This window comes from Paenibacillus sp. FSL R5-0623, assembly GCF_037974265.1.
Taxonomy (GTDB): Bacteria; Bacillota; Bacilli; order Paenibacillales; family Paenibacillaceae; genus Paenibacillus.
This window is the reverse complement of the sequence record NZ_CP150233.1, coordinates 3,558,440-3,574,743: the sequence shown is the minus strand read 5'-3', so window position 1 is coordinate 3,574,743 and position 16,304 is coordinate 3,558,440. Positions and strand designations below refer to the sequence as shown.

Annotated in this window: 14 protein-coding genes and 1 pseudogene; 4 read left to right on the top strand and 11 right to left on the bottom strand. The window is 43.5% G+C overall.

Annotated features, from left to right (window positions below):
• Nucleotides 1-43: 43 nt before the first annotated feature.
• The 5 genes from MKY92_RS15645 to MKY92_RS15625 all read right to left on the bottom strand — a co-directional run bounded on the left by MKY92_RS15645 (nucleotide 44) and on the right by MKY92_RS15625 (nucleotide 6,461).
• The gene (locus tag MKY92_RS15645) at nucleotides 44-1,273 is read right to left on the bottom strand and encodes a multidrug effflux MFS transporter (protein ID WP_124114815.1); all 1,230 of its coding nucleotides are present in this window, start codon (nucleotides 1,271-1,273) and stop codon (nucleotides 44-46) included.
• A 138-nt stretch (nucleotides 1,274-1,411) separates the two neighbouring features.
• Nucleotides 1,412-2,632 (bottom strand): macrolide family glycosyltransferase, encoded by a 1,221-nt coding sequence (locus MKY92_RS15640; RefSeq protein WP_339296803.1) that lies wholly within the window; start codon nucleotides 2,630-2,632, stop codon nucleotides 1,412-1,414.
• Between the two features lie 70 nt (nucleotides 2,633-2,702).
• Complete coding sequence (locus MKY92_RS15635) at nucleotides 2,703-4,067, bottom strand: MFS transporter (RefSeq protein WP_339301806.1); 1,365 nt, start codon at nucleotides 4,065-4,067, stop codon at nucleotides 2,703-2,705.
• A 326-nt stretch (nucleotides 4,068-4,393) separates the two neighbouring features.
• Nucleotides 4,394-4,753: an iron-sulfur cluster assembly accessory protein gene (locus tag MKY92_RS15630; RefSeq protein ID WP_339296802.1), complete on the bottom strand. Its 360-nt coding sequence runs from the start codon at nucleotides 4,751-4,753 to the stop codon at nucleotides 4,394-4,396.
• Between the two features lie 349 nt (nucleotides 4,754-5,102).
• Nucleotides 5,103-6,461, bottom strand: coding sequence for an MFS transporter (locus tag MKY92_RS15625; protein ID WP_339296801.1), 1,359 nt, complete (start codon nucleotides 6,459-6,461; stop codon nucleotides 5,103-5,105).
• Between the two features lie 166 nt (nucleotides 6,462-6,627).
• Between MKY92_RS15625 and MKY92_RS15620 the strand changes: the two genes are divergently transcribed.
• Both MKY92_RS15620 and MKY92_RS15615 read left to right on the top strand, forming a co-directional pair.
• Nucleotides 6,628-7,287: a metalloregulator ArsR/SmtB family transcription factor gene (locus MKY92_RS15620; RefSeq protein WP_339296800.1), complete on the top strand. Its 660-nt coding sequence runs from the start codon at nucleotides 6,628-6,630 to the stop codon at nucleotides 7,285-7,287.
• Nucleotides 7,288-7,487: 200 nt separating this feature from the next.
• Nucleotides 7,488-7,889 (top strand): VOC family protein, encoded by a 402-nt coding sequence (locus MKY92_RS15615; RefSeq protein WP_339296799.1) that lies wholly within the window; start codon nucleotides 7,488-7,490, stop codon nucleotides 7,887-7,889.
• Between the two features lie 29 nt (nucleotides 7,890-7,918).
• Here MKY92_RS15615 and MKY92_RS15610 read toward each other — a convergent pair whose 3' ends face one another.
• Nucleotides 7,919-9,097, bottom strand: a complete 1,179-nt coding sequence (locus tag MKY92_RS15610; RefSeq protein ID WP_339296798.1) for an MFS transporter — start codon at nucleotides 9,095-9,097, stop codon at nucleotides 7,919-7,921.
• Nucleotides 9,087-9,926 carry an SDR family NAD(P)-dependent oxidoreductase gene (locus MKY92_RS15605; protein WP_339296797.1) on the bottom strand — a complete coding sequence of 280 codons (840 nt, stop codon included), beginning with the start codon at nucleotides 9,924-9,926 and terminating at the stop codon, nucleotides 9,087-9,089. Before MKY92_RS15605 ends, MKY92_RS15610 begins: the two co-directional genes overlap by 11 nt.
• 157 nt (nucleotides 9,927-10,083) lie before the next feature.
• Here MKY92_RS15605 and MKY92_RS15600 point away from each other — a divergent pair, with 157 nt between their 5' ends.
• The gene (locus tag MKY92_RS15600) at nucleotides 10,084-10,971 is read left to right on the top strand and encodes a LysR family transcriptional regulator (protein ID WP_339296796.1); all 888 of its coding nucleotides are present in this window, start codon (nucleotides 10,084-10,086) and stop codon (nucleotides 10,969-10,971) included.
• Between the two features lie 46 nt (nucleotides 10,972-11,017).
• On the opposite strand, the gene MKY92_RS15595 is transcribed toward MKY92_RS15600, so the two are convergent.
• Nucleotides 11,018-11,701: a TetR/AcrR family transcriptional regulator C-terminal domain-containing protein gene (locus MKY92_RS15595; RefSeq protein WP_339296795.1), complete on the bottom strand. Its 684-nt coding sequence runs from the start codon at nucleotides 11,699-11,701 to the stop codon at nucleotides 11,018-11,020.
• 136 nt (nucleotides 11,702-11,837) lie between these two features.
• On the opposite strand from MKY92_RS15595, the gene MKY92_RS15590 reads away from it, so the two are divergent.
• Nucleotides 11,838-13,190 carry an MATE family efflux transporter gene (locus tag MKY92_RS15590; protein ID WP_339296794.1) on the top strand — a complete coding sequence of 451 codons (1,353 nt, stop codon included), beginning with the start codon at nucleotides 11,838-11,840 and terminating at the stop codon, nucleotides 13,188-13,190.
• A 92-nt stretch (nucleotides 13,191-13,282) separates the two neighbouring features.
• Here the strand turns inward: MKY92_RS15590 and MKY92_RS15585 are convergent, their stop codons facing one another.
• The 3 genes and pseudogenes from MKY92_RS15585 to MKY92_RS15575 form a co-directional block, all read right to left on the bottom strand.
• Nucleotides 13,283-14,266: an alpha/beta hydrolase gene (locus tag MKY92_RS15585; RefSeq protein ID WP_339296793.1), complete on the bottom strand. Its 984-nt coding sequence runs from the start codon at nucleotides 14,264-14,266 to the stop codon at nucleotides 13,283-13,285.
• A gap of 167 nt (nucleotides 14,267-14,433) precedes the next feature.
• Nucleotides 14,434-15,723 (bottom strand): annotated as a pseudogene (locus MKY92_RS15580) (NCS2 family permease); the annotation flags it as partial.
• A 365-nt stretch (nucleotides 15,724-16,088) separates the two neighbouring features.
• Entirely contained in the window at nucleotides 16,089-16,217 is a 129-nt protein-coding gene (locus MKY92_RS15575) for a DUF6254 family protein (RefSeq protein ID WP_219845137.1), read from the bottom strand.
• Between the last annotated feature and the right edge of the window lie 87 nt (nucleotides 16,218-16,304).

The following is a 16,304-nucleotide window of genomic DNA, read 5'->3' as shown; positions in this document are numbered from 1 at the left end:
GTTCATGTCTCACGCCAATGCTTGGCGAGCTGTTCCTTCTATACTAAAAGTCAGCATTAGACTGGGCATGATTAGGTGTATGCTGCGGGACGTTTTTAACGAGTAGGAAATAAGTAACAATCGCAATGATACTGGTCATTAATAAAGTGAGTCCTAACGGGACGGCAGTGTCCTCACCAGCGATGCCGACCAGAGGAGCAACCAGTGCACCCAGAAGAAAAGGAACAACGCCGAGCAGTGCTGCTGCACTTCCGGCCATCTTGGCTTGACTCTCCATGGCAAGCGGGAATGCCGCTGTAGACGTAATGCCGATCGAGCATACGAAGAAGAACAATGGAATCACCAACGCGAAAAGTGGACCATGAGCCAGGGTTACGACCAAAGCAGCAACACTTGCTATTATAGCAAGCCATAGTCCCGATAATAGCAGCGTCTGCTCAGGGATACGTTTGGCCAATCGACCCACGATTTGAGATCCGATGATCAAGCTGATGCCGTTCGAAGCAAACAATATAGCAAATACCGTGGGTGTAACTCCATATATATTTTGGTAAATAAATGGTGTTCCCGCCACATAAGCAAAGACCCCTGCCGTCATGATTCCCTGTGCCAGCATGTAACCAACAAACTTGCGGTCACGCAGAAGCATTCTGTAATTTCCCAATTGCTGTTTGAAGTCAGGAACCATACGTCTTTCCACGGGGTGTGTTTCTTTTAAGCTCCACTTTGTCATGATTAATAAGAAAATCCCCAAGAATGAAAGGCAGATAAACACGCCAATCCAGGTTGTAAATGAAAGAACCCCACTTCCCGCGATGGGTGCTGCCAAAGGCCCCAAATTCCCTACAAGCAATAGCAATGAGAAAAATTTAGTGAGTTCATGTCCACTGTATAGATCTCTAGCTATCGCACGGGAAATGACAATGCCAGCCGAAGCCGCAAATCCTTGCGTGAAACGAAACAAAATTAATAGTCCGATATTCGGAGCAAAAGCACATGCCAAGGAACATATAATGTAGGCTGCCATACAGATCAACAATGGTCTTCGTCTACCGTAAGCGTCACTCAAAGGTCCCATAACGAGTTGTCCTACACCCAGTCCTAATAAACAAGCAGTAAGGCTAAATTGTACAAGTGATGCAGTTGTATTCATATTTTGTGCAATCTCCGGAAAAGCCGGTAAATACATATCAATCGTAAATGGACCTAATGTAGAAAATAAACCTAGTAGTACTGCAAGTCCAAAAACATTCCAATTCGTGCTCTTCGCCATAATAAATAAAATCTCCAATTCCTTATATAATTTGCAAGCCTAATCGGAGTATAAGACATAGAGTTAACTGTAGGTCAAGTCTTGAGACCATTAAAACCAAAAAAAGCCGCTTATTAAGCGACTTTGAATGGAAAACCATTAAATGGTGTAACTTCCCCGGCCTGAACCTATACGACTCATGATCATTTCGGCAGCTCGCTTGTAACCGCCAGCCTGCCTTAAAGATTCACCAATGAGGTAAGCCTGCCGTCTATAAAGTGAATTGTGTAGTACTTCTGTTAATGCTTCTCTCAAATCAGTTGCATTGAGATTATGTTTATTTAAAGTAATACCCGCGCCCAATTCCTGTACCCGATCGGCGACAAGAGGCTGATCCGATGTTAATGGAATCATCACCATCGGAACGTTGTAATATAACGCCTCACTTGTGCTGTTCATTCCAGCATGTGTAATAAAAACATCCGTATGCTGCAGCATGTCCAACTGGGCAATGTATGGCTTGACGATAAAATTAGGAGGTACTTGATCAGCCAGCGGCGTCATGTCCGTGTACTTTCCTGAAGATAAAACAACATTCACGGGTAGATCCCCTAATGCTTCAAAGCAAAGCTGATAGAAATCCAAATTTTTATTTAAAATCGTACCCATAGCAATGTACACGGTTTGCGGGTACCGTTCACGAAGCAACTCAAACGAGAAGGTCGGAGCATCTTGACGTGTAATGATCGAAGGACCCGTGAAAATAAAACGATCATCCAGCTTTTCTGCCTGCGGCTGAAAATAACGGCTGGTGTACACAAGCTTTAACTGACCTGCATGTGCCGGAATTTCTTCGATGGCTGGAATACTCACTTGAAACTCTTCGGCTAACTCCGTTGTGATCTTCATCGTAGCCTCATAAAGCTCCTTCGTCTCCGTCTCATTCAGAACTGAGCTAGACCCGAGAGGCTCCACAAAAGCAAAGGACGCAATCGAGCACACCGCAGGAATTCCCAGTTTTTTTGCAAGAATAGTCCCTCCCCATCCCATCAGGGAATCAAAGATCATATAATCAAACTTTTGATCCTCTACCACCTGCAGTACATTGGGGATGATCCTCCGGACAATACTTACCATCATATAAATGAACTGATAAGAATGCTTGTATTCCTGGGGTTTCAACACCGGATCATGAGAGAAGGCATCTTGTGGAAACGGATAGGTAATGATCTGGGCACCGGTTTGTTCAATTCGGGAACGGTACTCCTCCGTGCACACATAGATGACTTCCTCACCATTGTCTATCAACTGAGTAACTAATCCTAACGATGGATTCACATGTCCTTCAGCTGGAGTAATGACTACTAATACACGTGCCATCTTAACTACCTCCCAATGCAATTAGTCCCCCCGTTCTTCGTGATGTATTTAGCGACGCGGCCGTCATCCGTTACATGGAAATGTTATCCTTCACCTGGCTGATTGGATGATGTTCTTGATGAACGAGTTTGGTAATTCGTAGTGATGCCAAGAAACTTAACAAGACCCATAGTAATTGCAGTGTTAACACGATCAAAACGCCTGTCGATATGCCCCATTGTAAAGTTTCGGACAAGGCAATCAGAGCGCCACCAACGCCAATGCTTACTCCCATATAAAAGGAATCCACAAATTGCAGATTCGCGGACATTTCTCCTTCTTTTCTGGGCAAGGCATGTTGTAAAGCAATGGCAGCAGTAGTAGGGTTGGCCAATCCAACACCGAATCCTGTAATCATTTGCGAGAGAAGGATGAGTATAATCCCATCGTCCGTCATAATAAGAGCCAGGATCACAAGTACAGTTCCAGCGATCATAATCCCAATGCCCGTCATGACTCTGCCCTTTCGGGCACGACCTTGATCTCGTGCATCAAGCTTGGCTTGCAACCACGCTGCGGCGGACCAGCTCAGAGAACCTGCTGCTACAATGAGGCCAGCAAGATCAGCTGATAACCCCTTCACTTCGGTTAGTGCCAAGATCACGAAACTTTCCGTTGTAAAATAACAAGCAACATATAGCCCTCTCGAAACCAAAGTAGCAGGCAATCCTTTTTTTACCGAGAAAGTGCCCACAGGCAGCAATTTACGCATTGGTGGGATCATGACGACTAATCCACCCAAAGTGAGTACTATACCTTTCCAATCGGTTATCATACCAAGTCCTGTGAGTAACAGCCCCGTTCCAACGGCAAGCAGAATTGCATACATAATCTTTGAGTCGGTTGCTCGCGCTGGACCTGTCAGATCTTGCTGAAGCTGCAAATTACGAAAAGAACGGAATGTGAGACTGAGCGCTATTCCAATCAAGGGTAAAACGATCCAGAAAACATATCGCCACGAGATGTAGGAAGCAATAAGGCCTGCTGCATAAGGTCCGATTAAGGTAGGCAGGACAAATGCCATCGAGAATGCGGCCAGGATTTGAGTACGAAGTGTATCTGGATAATGTAACGTCACACAGGTATAAATGCATGTGATCAGGGCCCCCGCTCCAAAACCTTGAAGGGCTCTTCCGGCAATAAGCATATGCATATCGAAAGAGATAGCAGAGACCACAGTTCCTAACACAAAAACACTAAAAGATATCAGCATGGATGTAAAAACACCGCGCTTGTCAATCTGCTGACCCATAACCAAAGTTCCAATAAGCTGAGATAACAAAAATGCGCTGAAGATCCAACCGTATAAATGAATGCCCTCTAAACTTTGTGCCATTTTCGCAGCAATCGTTGTGATAGCCAGTCCTTCAAAAGCTACGGTTGCCAGAACCAGCATAATGCCAATTGTAGCCGCCCTGTACTGAGCATCAAAAATCCCAATCTGATTGTTATTTGTCTTCCACACCTCCGTAAGTTGATAGTTATTATGGAAAATTAAACCTTTTAACTTCCTGAATATACATGAAGAGTTATACTTTGTAAAGTTAAATGTTTAAAAAGTAAGATTATGGTCTAGAATAGGGTTCCCATGTTCAATAGGAGATTTTGCTTGAAAATATGCCATTTTCATTACAGTCAATTTGGAGAAGTTCATCTTCCAGGATCCAGGCATCTGTTTTTTCAACAAAGAAATGAGATCATTGCTCTGCACTCCTTCCTTCATTAATCACATTTTTTCACTTCGCCACGATAATTGGCCATTCTGAAACTGGCCCCGCATCCACACGAAACTTTGGCATTTGGATTATTTATGGTGAATCCGCCTAACATTCCGCTCTCTTCATAGTCAATCTCAAGACCATCAATATATGGAATACTGTTTGCGTGAACCAATATCTTAAATTGCTTTTTATTTAACACAATGTCTTCTTCTGCCTGTTGTTCATCCACGATAAGGGTATAAGATAATCCACTGCATCCCCCTTCATCAACGCTTACTCTAAGAAAGGCATTTTGGATATCCGCACTTGATAAGATCTCAACGATTTTGTCCGATGCTGTATCACTGACCTCAATGATCATTTTTATTCCTCCCGGTGGTGTCATTTTGAAATTTGGTATCCCAGTCCATTAGACAGGGTATGAATGTTGCAAGAGCAGCTCCTTTTGGCGTAAGTTCATAAATAATTTGTGTGGGGCGTGTCCGTATTGTTTTTTTGACCAAATGATCATGTTGAAGACCCTTTAAACGTCTGGAGAGGATCATTTCGGAAATGGAAGGAATGTTATCGAATATTTCACCGAATCTCTTCGGGCCTTGAGACAGAGCACATAAAATATGGATCGTCCATTTCGTTCCGATGATGCGATAAGCTGTAAATAGTTTATTCGGATCTTCAGTGAACAATGGTCTGTACACCCACTTTCTTATTCATCCGCGTGGTGAGATCCGAGTGCTGGCAATGATACTCGTGACGATCAACAAGAGATGGAAACCCATGGCTACAATTAAGCCGGATTGAAGTGACATACCACCAGCCTGACACACTACAAGAATGGAACCACCAATGCCGATCACTACGCCAGGTGTAAAAGAATCTGCAAATTGCAGATTTGCTGAGGTTTGGCCCACGCCTTCCTCCCCCGTTTGGGAAAATGCGACAACACCGCTAATCGGATGCGCCAATCCAATACCAACTCCTGCAATGATCTGACCAAGAACTGCGATGGTAACGGTCACAACAGGTACCCAAAATACGATGGCAATCCCTATCGCAAGCAGCAATACCCCAAGAATGATTCTCATATGACGTCCACTACCCTGATCTGCCGCATCCCACCGTCCTTGCAGATACGCAATGATACACCAACTTAATGCAGCACTCGCGACAATTAATCCAGCCTGAGAAGGTGTAATCCCTTTCACGTCGATTAGAGCTAATACCAGGAAATTCTGTGTGCTGGTATAGGCAGCGAAGAACAACCCACGTGTTGCCAGAATTGCTGGCATACCTCTTCGCAACGTAAGTGTTCCCTTCGGTAGCAATTTACGGAGCGGAAATAACATCAATACGAAGCCAATTATGACTAAAACAAATCCCATAATGCTCGGAAGCCTACTTAGACCAACCAGGAAAATCCCTGTACCCAACGTTAAGAGTAACGCCATCCAAGTGGATGAAGATCCGCTATCCACTCTCGTCTTCTGCACTTTCAATTTCCTAAAGGCAGGTAAACTAAGCAATGCTGAAACCACTAGCACGGGTAAGATCCCCCAGAAAACAAAACGCCAGGACCACTGATCTGCGATAACTCCTGCTACATATGGACCGAGCATGGACGGAAGAACATAGGCAGTACCAAATGCTCCAAGAATTTTGGCACGCAACTCATCCGGGTAACTTAACGATATAGCTGTATACACACAAGTCATCATAGCTCCGGCACCCAAACCCTGCAGGGCCCGTGATCCTATCATGGTATACATGTCGCCTGCGGTTGCGGCAGCGATCAGCCCTACGATAAACAACAGAAGTGCAAAAGTGAACGGTGCTGCAGGTCCTCTTTTATCAATGATTCGACCGACGACCAGCGTTCCGATAATCTGCGCAAGCAGATACGTACTGAATATCCACCCGAACAGGCTAAGACCGTTCAAGTCTCCAGCAATTGAAGGAGCAATGGTGGTGACGGATAAACCTTCGAATCCAACGGCCATCACTGACAAAATGATTCCTATGGACAATGCAAAATAACGCGGGCTGAAAATACTTTGATGATTAGACGACATGAAATGTGACCTCCAAGAAAATTGTTATGTATACATCGTATCCGGATACTTAGTAAACATTTTTGTTTATAATGTCTAAGCTACAGTTCGGCTTTGACTTTGTCAACATTTTTGTTTAAAATGTAGTTATTCATGTAGATTCAGTAGCGTCACAAGGAGGTGCACCATGAGCGGAAATCAAACTAAAAAGGATGTCTCTACCAGTACCCGGAGAGCAATTATTAATCTGTTAAAAGAGCGCGGGGGAATGGATGTTGTCACTCTCTCCTCTCAGTTTTCGTTATCTGGAATGGCTATTCGTCAACATCTGAATGCGCTAAAAGGAGAAGGATTGGTTACCACTGTGGAAGAGGCCCGTCCCATGGGTCGTCCCACCAAGTTATGGATATTAACTCCCGCGGCTAATCGTTTTTTCCCAAGTGGATATTCGGATTTATCCGTCAGCCTCATCAATTCGATGAAAGAAGCTTTTGGTCATGAAGGGCTGGACAAGCTGCTGGATGTTCGAAATAAAAATATGCAAGAACAATATCTTCAGCATCTTGGCGATTCATCAGGAGTCAGAGAGAGATTGGAGAAATTGGCCGAAATTCGTACAAATGAAGGTTATATGGCCGAGGTTAAGGAGCAGGATGATGGCATTCTCCTATTCATTGAGAAGCATTGCCCCATCTGTGAAGCGGCCGCGGTATGTACCGGGTTATGCAAGAATGAGTTACATTTATTCAAAACAGTTCTAGGCGATAATGTTCATATTGAACGGGGAGAATACATTCTAGCCGGAGGAAGAAACTGCGTATACACCGTTAGGCAAAATAAGTCATGACCAAAAGAGCAACCTCATTGGAGATTGCTCTTTTGGTTTGGGTTTTGAACTGATTAGAACGATTCGGATTTCTCTAAATCATCCTTCATTATATTAGTTATTTCTAACTCTTACATAATCGTATGTACCCGATTATGTAATTTTGAATTGAGGTAGAGTATAGTAAGAGTGTCGATAATATACTCTAGGAGGCTACTACCATGTCACAAAAAATCTGGATGAACCTGCCGGTGAAAGATGTTGTGAAATCCACTACCTTTTTCAATGAGATTGGATTCCATGGGGAGAATGTCGGTAACGAGAGAGCCCAGCTTGTCATAGGCTCAACAACGATTCTCCTGTTTCCGGACGCAACATTTGAGAAATTTACAGGTGCCAAAACCGCAGATACTTCCCATAGCGCAGAAGTGATATTTTCCATTGGTGCTGACAGCAGAGAAGAAGTTGATGCTTTTATTGAAAAAGTCGAGTTAGCTGGAGGAACCATCTTTGGCAAGCCGGGTGAAATAGACGACTGGATGTATGGCGCGGGATTTGCCGACCTGGACGGTCACCGCTGGAACCTGTTGTACATGGATGAGAGCAAAATGCCGAAACGGTAATGTATAACGCCTATCACCACGTCCGCCTCTTATCCTTCAACATTTGAACCCTTCAATCGGCCAGTCATGGAGATTCTAAAGTAGTTCGTTACGATACTAAATATTAGAAATACGATTCCCCCAACTACTATATATTGTGTACTTATTCCAGTTACGATTAGTCCACATACACTAGCACCAAGTGTTGTTCCCAGGTTGGAAGAGGTTAGAAAGATCCCATTTGACAATTCGGGTGCCTCTGGTGCTGCAGATACCACCCAATATTGAGTGATATTGCCCCCAATGCCTCCTAAGATCCCCCAAAGGAAAATAAGGAGGGCTGTTGGCACACTGAATTGTCCGAAGGTGAACAACAAGATGTATACTGTTATTAATGCAATGGGATACATCTTGATTGTTCTTAAAGGGAAATTAGCGAGCAGTTTCCCTGCTATCATGTTTCCAACCATATTGGCCAAGCCATATAGAAATAACAACACACTGACGGTGTTCCAGTCATATCTTGTCACGGTTTTCAGAAACTCGGCAAGGTAACTATAGACCCCAAATACAGCTCCGTTCATGAAAATCACGCCAGCAATGGATAGCCACATCACGGATCTTCTCAATACATACAGATGAGTACCTATAGAGATTCTTTTCGTAACTGGCATGGAGGGCACAAAAAGAAGTGTTGCTACAAATGCGATGATCGTTACGGCGGCAAAGAACAACATCGCATAGAACAACGATGTACTGGTAGCAATCAAGCTCGAAAGGGGGACTCCGAGTACCATGCCTGCCGACACGCCTACAAATACTTTAGCCACTGCCTTCGGCGCCTCTTCCTTGGGGACTGACGCCGCTGCCACCGTAAATGCCAATGAGCAATATACCGGATGGAAAAAAGCCGGAACGACACGTGCAATGACCAATACCGTAAAGTTTGATGTGATGGCGGAGACCAGGCTGCCCAAAATAAAAATGCCAAGTACAAACAACATGACATGCTTCCGGTTCATGCCCGAAAATAATAAGGGTAAAATCGGACCAGATACAGCAACCGCAAGCGCAAAAAGACTCACGATCAAACCAGCGGTTGAGATACTGACCTGGTAATGTTCTGCAATCAAAGGCAAGATTCCGATTACGCCCATCTCCGTATTTAAAATACTGAATACACCAAAGGTCAGAATGAATACAAGCAGGTGATTTCGTTTAGTTGTCATATGCCATGGATTTAGAGAGATCCCGGTAAGCATTGATCTCTGTCTGAAGGTTGGCAATTTTCTGCTCTGCAATGTCTATCGCGTCCGCTCCTGCAATAAAACGTCTCGGCGGTTGGACCTCGTTTGTAATCTTGAGGAGGGCATTGGCAAGTTTTTTTGGATCTCCAGCCTGTTGCCCGTTCTGATTCTTGAAGAATTTCATATGACCAGCTCTCTGGTCATCATAATCTTCAATCGAGGACTTAGCGAAAGTTGATGATGCGTCCGTAAGAAATTCTGTTCGGAAAAATCCGGGATTGACTATAGTCGTATGAATACCGAAAGGAACTACCTCAGGAGCCAGTGCCTCCATCCATCCCTCAAGCGCAAATTTCGCAGCACTGTATGCCGAATTAAACTCAAATCCTGAAAGGCCAGCGCCCGAAGAGATCGAGATCACATGTCCTGAACGCTGGTTGCGCATAACAGGTAATATGGCCCGGGTAACGTGCATGGAACCAACCACCGCTACCTGAAGCTGATGTTCAATCTGGTCCGGGGTCAGTTCCTCAAAATACCCTCCACAGAAATGTGCCGCATTATTTACAAGTACATCGATTTCCCCGAACCGTTCAATTGCCGCCTTAACTGCGGAATGTGCATCTGCAGGCTCGCAAACATCTAATGAGACAACCATTACATTCTCGGACTCACCGATCGCACGAACCACTGCATCAGGATTCCGGCCCGTAGCCACAACCTTGTGTCCAGCAGTTAAAGCAGCCTTCGCAATAGTCGTGCCCATACCTCGACTAGCGCCAGTGATAAACCATACCTTTGTCTTGTCCATATCATTCATTCCCTTCAATTTCTTCTCCAGTTGCCTTGCTTTTTAGTTTAGCGTTTATACACCACATAGCAAATACTCATATCTTATAACAAGTTATGCTTGAAAGGCATTTCTGTAAGGTTTATTGTAGAATATAAAGGATAAAGGAGGAGTTAAAATGGAGATTAGAGTATTGCGTTATTTTCTTACGGTCGCCAGAGAAGGAAGTATTACACGCGCTGCTGATTTCTTGCATGTTACGCAGCCCACCTTGTCCAGACAATTGAAAGACCTTGAACAAGAGTTGGGAAAGAAATTATTTATTCGCAGTAGTTACCGAATTATTCTCACAGATGAAGGTATGCTTTTAAGAAATAGAGCTGAAGAAATTGTGGGTATGGTCGATAAATTAGAGGCAGAATTTGAATCCATGGAAGAAACCATAAGTGGTGATATTTATATTGGCGGTGGAGAAACGGAAGCCATGAAACAGATTGCAAGAGTGGCAAAAGACGTGCAGAACAAATATCCCAATATACGCTATCACCTATACAGCGGCAACGAAGATGATGTAACTGAGCGGCTCGACAAGGGACTCCTTGACTTCGGTATTCTAATCCAGCCAGCAGATGTTTCCAAATATAACTATATCAATTTCTCAGACAAGGATGTTTGGGGAGTGGTTATGAGAAAAGGAAGCCCACTCGCCTCCAAAGATACGATTCGATCCACAGACTTATTGCATGTTCCACTGATCTGTTCAAGACAGTCAATGAAGCAGACATTTTCGAAAAATGAGTTTGCGGATTGGTTTGGTGAAGATTTTGACAAATTAAACGTCGTTACTACATACAATCTTGCATATAATGCTGCCATTATGGTTGAAGAAGGTATTGGTTATGCATTAACACTTGATAAAATAGTGAATACATCCAGTGAAAGCGATCTTTGTTTCAGACCCCTGGAGCCAAGACTTGAATCTGGTTTAAATATCGTTTGGAAAAAACATCAGGTCTTTTCGACTGCTGCGGATTTGTTTTTAAAAGAAATTCAGGCAAAATTTTAGACTGATAAAGGGATTAACGTGAGTACAAGAAGAAACCCATCGGAGTTTAATTCTCGGTGGGTTTCTTTATCGCTTGTTCGATCCCGAGCAAAATAAGCTTCAAGCCAAACTCAAAAGCTCCGTCGGTTCCCATAACCTCAAACAGACCATTCTTATACATCCTACTGAAGAGTCCAGCTTCCTTCTCACTCATAGAGTCCAGAAGATGGATCATCTCTTCACCCTCAAGTGCTTCCTTGTCCTTAAGGGCAGCAGATATATTACGCTGATGCTGATAATCGTCCAGTACGAAATAGAATACATAATTGACAAGTGTAAGAACGGCCTGTAATTTCTGCTCTTGCTCTAGTGGCGTTGATTCCATGCAGAGCAACATGCGGTTGGTAAAGCGGATCATGTCCGGCTCGTGAGGCAGCGTCATCATCATGAGCTGTGTGGAGCACGGGTACCGGCTGAGTACACTTCGCACCGTCACCGCAAGCCCCTCCATCTGCTCCTTCCAGTCCCCTTCAGTGTGAAACTCGTCCAGAATAATTTTCGATATCTGGTTAGCCAGACGCTGGTAGAGCGTCTGCTTGCTCTTAAAGTACCAGTATAGAGATGGAGCCTGAATCCCTAGCTTGTCTGCCAAGCGTCTCATGCTGAATTTCTCGATTCCCTCTTCTCCGAGAAGCTCCCATGAAATTTCCAAAATCTTATCTTCCGAAATCTGAGGCTGTTGTTTTTTCATCGCTATCCGCCCTTTTATCTAACAGTGTAAGTTTATGCTTTACAGGTTCATACGTTCATGATAACATCTAACACTGTAAGGTTCAATCTAACAGTGTTAGATTGAACCAAAATTAACGAAGAAGGTAGTGACCCACATGGATACAGAAAACCTCCATTACTTTGAAAAAGCACCGATTGCCAAAGCCGTAGCTCACTTTGCTGTCCCAATGATGCTAGGCACGTCAATGAGTGTTATTTACTCCATCTTGAATGCATATTTCCTTGGCACACTGGGTAATACGGCAATGTTAACTGCACTTGCACTAACTTTACCTTTATTCGCGGTCATCATGGCCCTTGGTAATTTAATTGGTATAGGCAGCGGTACATTCATCTCTCGTTTGCTGGGAGAGAAAAAAGTCGATGATCTGAAACATGTATCTTCATTCGCCTTTTACAGTAGTTTAGTTCTCGGAATTATTGTGATGGCCGTTGGCCTCCCGCTGATCGAACCAATCGTTCATGGGCTGGGGGCAACGCCAGAGTCCTTCGGATTTACGAAAGAGTATGTCACGATTATGCTTATTGGTTCACCCTTCGTCATCTTATTCTTCACACTGGAGAATATCGTGCGCTCAGAAGGTTCAGCAATCACATCGATGACCGGTATGATTCTCAGTGTGGTTATAAATATTATCCTCGATGCGTTATTCATTTTTGTCTTCCATTGGGGTGTGATCGGCGTTGCATCTGCTACCGTCATCTCTAACTTGGTTGCGAGTGCATTTTACGCTTACCATATGAGTTATAAGAGTCCATTCTTAACCGTCTCCTTGAAATGGTTCAAGGTGACCAAGGACATCCTGAGCAATGTATTGAAAATTGGTGTTCCCGTCTTTGTTATGAGTGTCTTCTTGGGTGCAATGTCGCTTATTCTTAATCTTTTTCTTGTTGAATATGGAGATCAGGCTGTTGCGGGGTATGGAATCTCATCACGATTATTGCAATTTCCTGAGTTTATTCTAATGGGCTTGTGCGAGGGAGTTGTGCCGTTGATTGCCTTCTCATTCACAGCGAACAAATTACGCATGAAACAAACGATTGGATTCACGATCAAATCTATTTTGGCGTTAGCCGTCCTGTTTGGGGTTGTCGTCTATCTGATCTCTGACCACTTGATTGGTTTATTTACGACTGATCCGCAATTAATTGAAATGGGTAGCTACATTCTTCATGTAACCTTTTTATCCTTGTTCATTACAGGAATGACTTCTTTGTTTATGGGGATCTTCCAAGCAACAGCCCAAGGAACCGCCGCGTTTGTAATGTCCATAATTCAAGGGATTACACTAATTCCTGTGTTGTATATCGCTAATCAGATGAACGGCTTTCATGGAGTGATCTGGTCACTTGTTATTGCTGATGCCGTCGCGTTCCTAGTTGGGGCCATCATGTTATATGCTTTGCGGACCAAATTGCAGCCGGATCTGGAACTTTTGGTACAGTAGTTACCCAAAAAAACGAAAGAAGGCAGGATGAGGGTATTCCCCTCAATCCTGCTTTCAATTATTGCAACACCGCAGTTTATTAATCAATCATCCTATTGGATTTGTTTCATGTAAGATTTGAATTCCTCGGCGATTTCTTTGTATTTCGTATGATGCAGATAATGTGAACCTTCCATTGGTATCATTTTGCCCTGTGCGGATTGTTTCACTTGCTCCTCATGCAGCGGAATCCACTGCGGGTTTTTCTCGTTATTGGAAAGAACAAAGAGAAGCACTGGCAGATCACGAGGATACGTGAGTTTTTCTCCATTTTTGAAATTGGAACCCAGGTGTTTAAGCTCATCTACTAATGTTGGATTTGTCGAGACTTGATTCGAAATCAACTTCATCTGTTCTTTGGTATGTTCATCATAGGCAAGTGATGCATATGAATCACCACTCACTTTATTGAGTACTCTCATTAAGCCTGATTTTTGAAGGAATTTCATTAGGTTCAAAGGTAATTTAACATCCATGCCAGGTTGATTCGGAACACTGCTATCGATCCCGACAAAAGCAGAAACTTCATCCGGATACGTGTTCACATAAGTCGCTGCGTACAGTCCCGTGATGGAATGCCCCATCAGAATATAACGATCTATACCGAGCTGCTGTACAGCTTCATGAATTTCACTAACAATATTCTCGGTGGTTCTCTCCGTTTCGGTTTGGTCACTTAACCCATAACCGAAAGGCTCAATCGCCACAACTTTGTAATCAGAAGTTAATTCATCGATTAACAATTTGAAATCAAGTACTGGTGATGGTGTTCCTTGTCCGGGAAGTAGCACGATGGTTTGTTCGCCGCTACCTTGAATGGATACATTCATATTCTTTCCATCAACATTGACATATTGGCCGTACGATTCGATTTTCTTTTTCTCTGCCCCATTACTTATCGTATGAACGACAAACGTGATGCCCATGAACAGCACCAGCGCGCCGACAATACCACCTATTATTTTCAACCATAAATTCCGTTTTTTACGGCCCTTAGTCCCCGTTGTTGTTGCTTCCACTGTTTTTTCCAAATCCATCTTCTCCTGTCCATTATATCTGTAGAGCCGCTCTTGCGACATAGGTCTAGTGTAACCATCGAAGATGTCCCCTTCGTGACGGGAATATGAACGGAGTATGAACAGGCAAAAAAAGAGAGCTGCTTGTTAGGGCAGTTCTCCTGTTGATTAGACAGTTTCTTAGTGTCCAGGAACACAAGCTGAATGAAGAACAATACCGCAAAAATGTAGAAGATTGGATGAACATCTTTACCTTTTCCACGAAGCAGCTTAAGTACCGGATAAAAGATGAAACCTACGCCGATGCCTGTTGCAATACTGTGTGTCAATGGAGTAAGGATGATAATCAGGAAGGCAGGAAATGCTTCTTCGAGATCATCCCATTTGATTTTGCTGATGACGTTAATCATAAAGTATCCAACAATGATCAGTGCTGGAGAAGTGATCGCCGGAATGCTTGATATTACACTTACGATCGGTGTAAAGAACAAGGTCAGCGCAAGCAGCACACTTACCGTTACCGCTGTCAGTCCCGTTCTACCTCCTGCGGCTACCCCTGTGCTGGACTCGATATAAGCTGATGTTGGGCTTGTTCCGAGCAAAGCGCCACTGGTTGTTCCTACGGCATCTGCCAATAATGCGCCACGCGAGCGTGGAAATTTACCATCCTTAAGTAATCCTGCTTGTTCAGCAACGCCGAGCATTGTGCCTGTCGTATCAAACAGCGTGATCAGCAGGAACGTAAATATGATCGTATACAAACCATTCGAGAATACACCTGCCAGATCCAGTTGCAAAGCCGTTGAAGTAAGACCTTGCGGCATGGATACAATCGATTCCGGCATTTGGAATAGTCCCATGATCCAGGCAAGTATCGCTGTTACCACCATTCCGATGAACAGATAACCTTTCACATTATAAGCCATCAGCATAACGGTAATAATCAATCCGATAATAGTCAGATAAGCCATTGGCTCAGCCAAGTTTCCGATCGTAATCAAATTCGATTCAGAATCGGCAATAATCCCGGCATTTTGCAGACCTACCGTTGTAATAAACAATCCGATCCCTGCGGTAATGGCATGTTTTAAGCTAGCAGGAATTGCATCAAGCAACATGTAACGGAATGAAGTCAGTGATAAAATAATAAACAAAATCCCTGCTATAAATACGGCTCCCAGTGCAACCTGCCAAGACACGCCATATCCGGCAACTACGCTATAGGCAAAGAATGCATTCAGGCCCATACCCGGTGCGATGACGATTGGATAATTGGACCATATTCCCATAATCAGAGTTCCCACAATACTTGCCAGTACCGTTGCTATGAATACACCGTTAAAGTCCATGCCTGTGCTGCTGAGGATTCCTGGGTTTACGATAACTATGTATACCATTGTGAAGAATGTTGTAACCCCTGCGATAATTTCTGTGGGGATGCTCGTGCCTCGTTCTTTAAGTTTGAACCATTTGTCCATGGTAAAGCCAGCCTCCAACTTTCAAATTATACTCCAAAGCTAAAAACAAAAAATCCTAATCTTCATATAGGATTGTAATATTGTCGCTCCTATATTCGTTGTTAGGATTTAAAGATTCAACAGCTAAGCTCTAAACAAAACATAAAGATACTCATATCTGTTTTCAACCTGAAGTCCATTTCGTATTCTAATTAAAATGACATGCAATGTCAATGAATTAACGATTTGTTCACAGTTATTTACGAACTATACAGACCTTATATCTTGTGTTCATTCGTTTTTAGAATAGAGTATATAGATGTATGACTCAATGTCTGCAATGTATGAAGAAAGACTGCCAGCAATATTCACTGACAGTCTCGTGGTTAATTCGTAGTAGGTTTCTCTTCATATTCGCTGGATAATTCTTTAAGCGATTTGATTTTGCCATGGGGATGCTGTTCTTGCTTACGTGACTTCCAGGCAGCTTCTTTGCGTTTCTTCTGGTCAGCCATACAAGATATCCTCCTCTGGAAACTGAGATGTATACTACTTCTTTATGATGTCATTTCTGGACAACTTTATTCTGCATGCATTTAGAG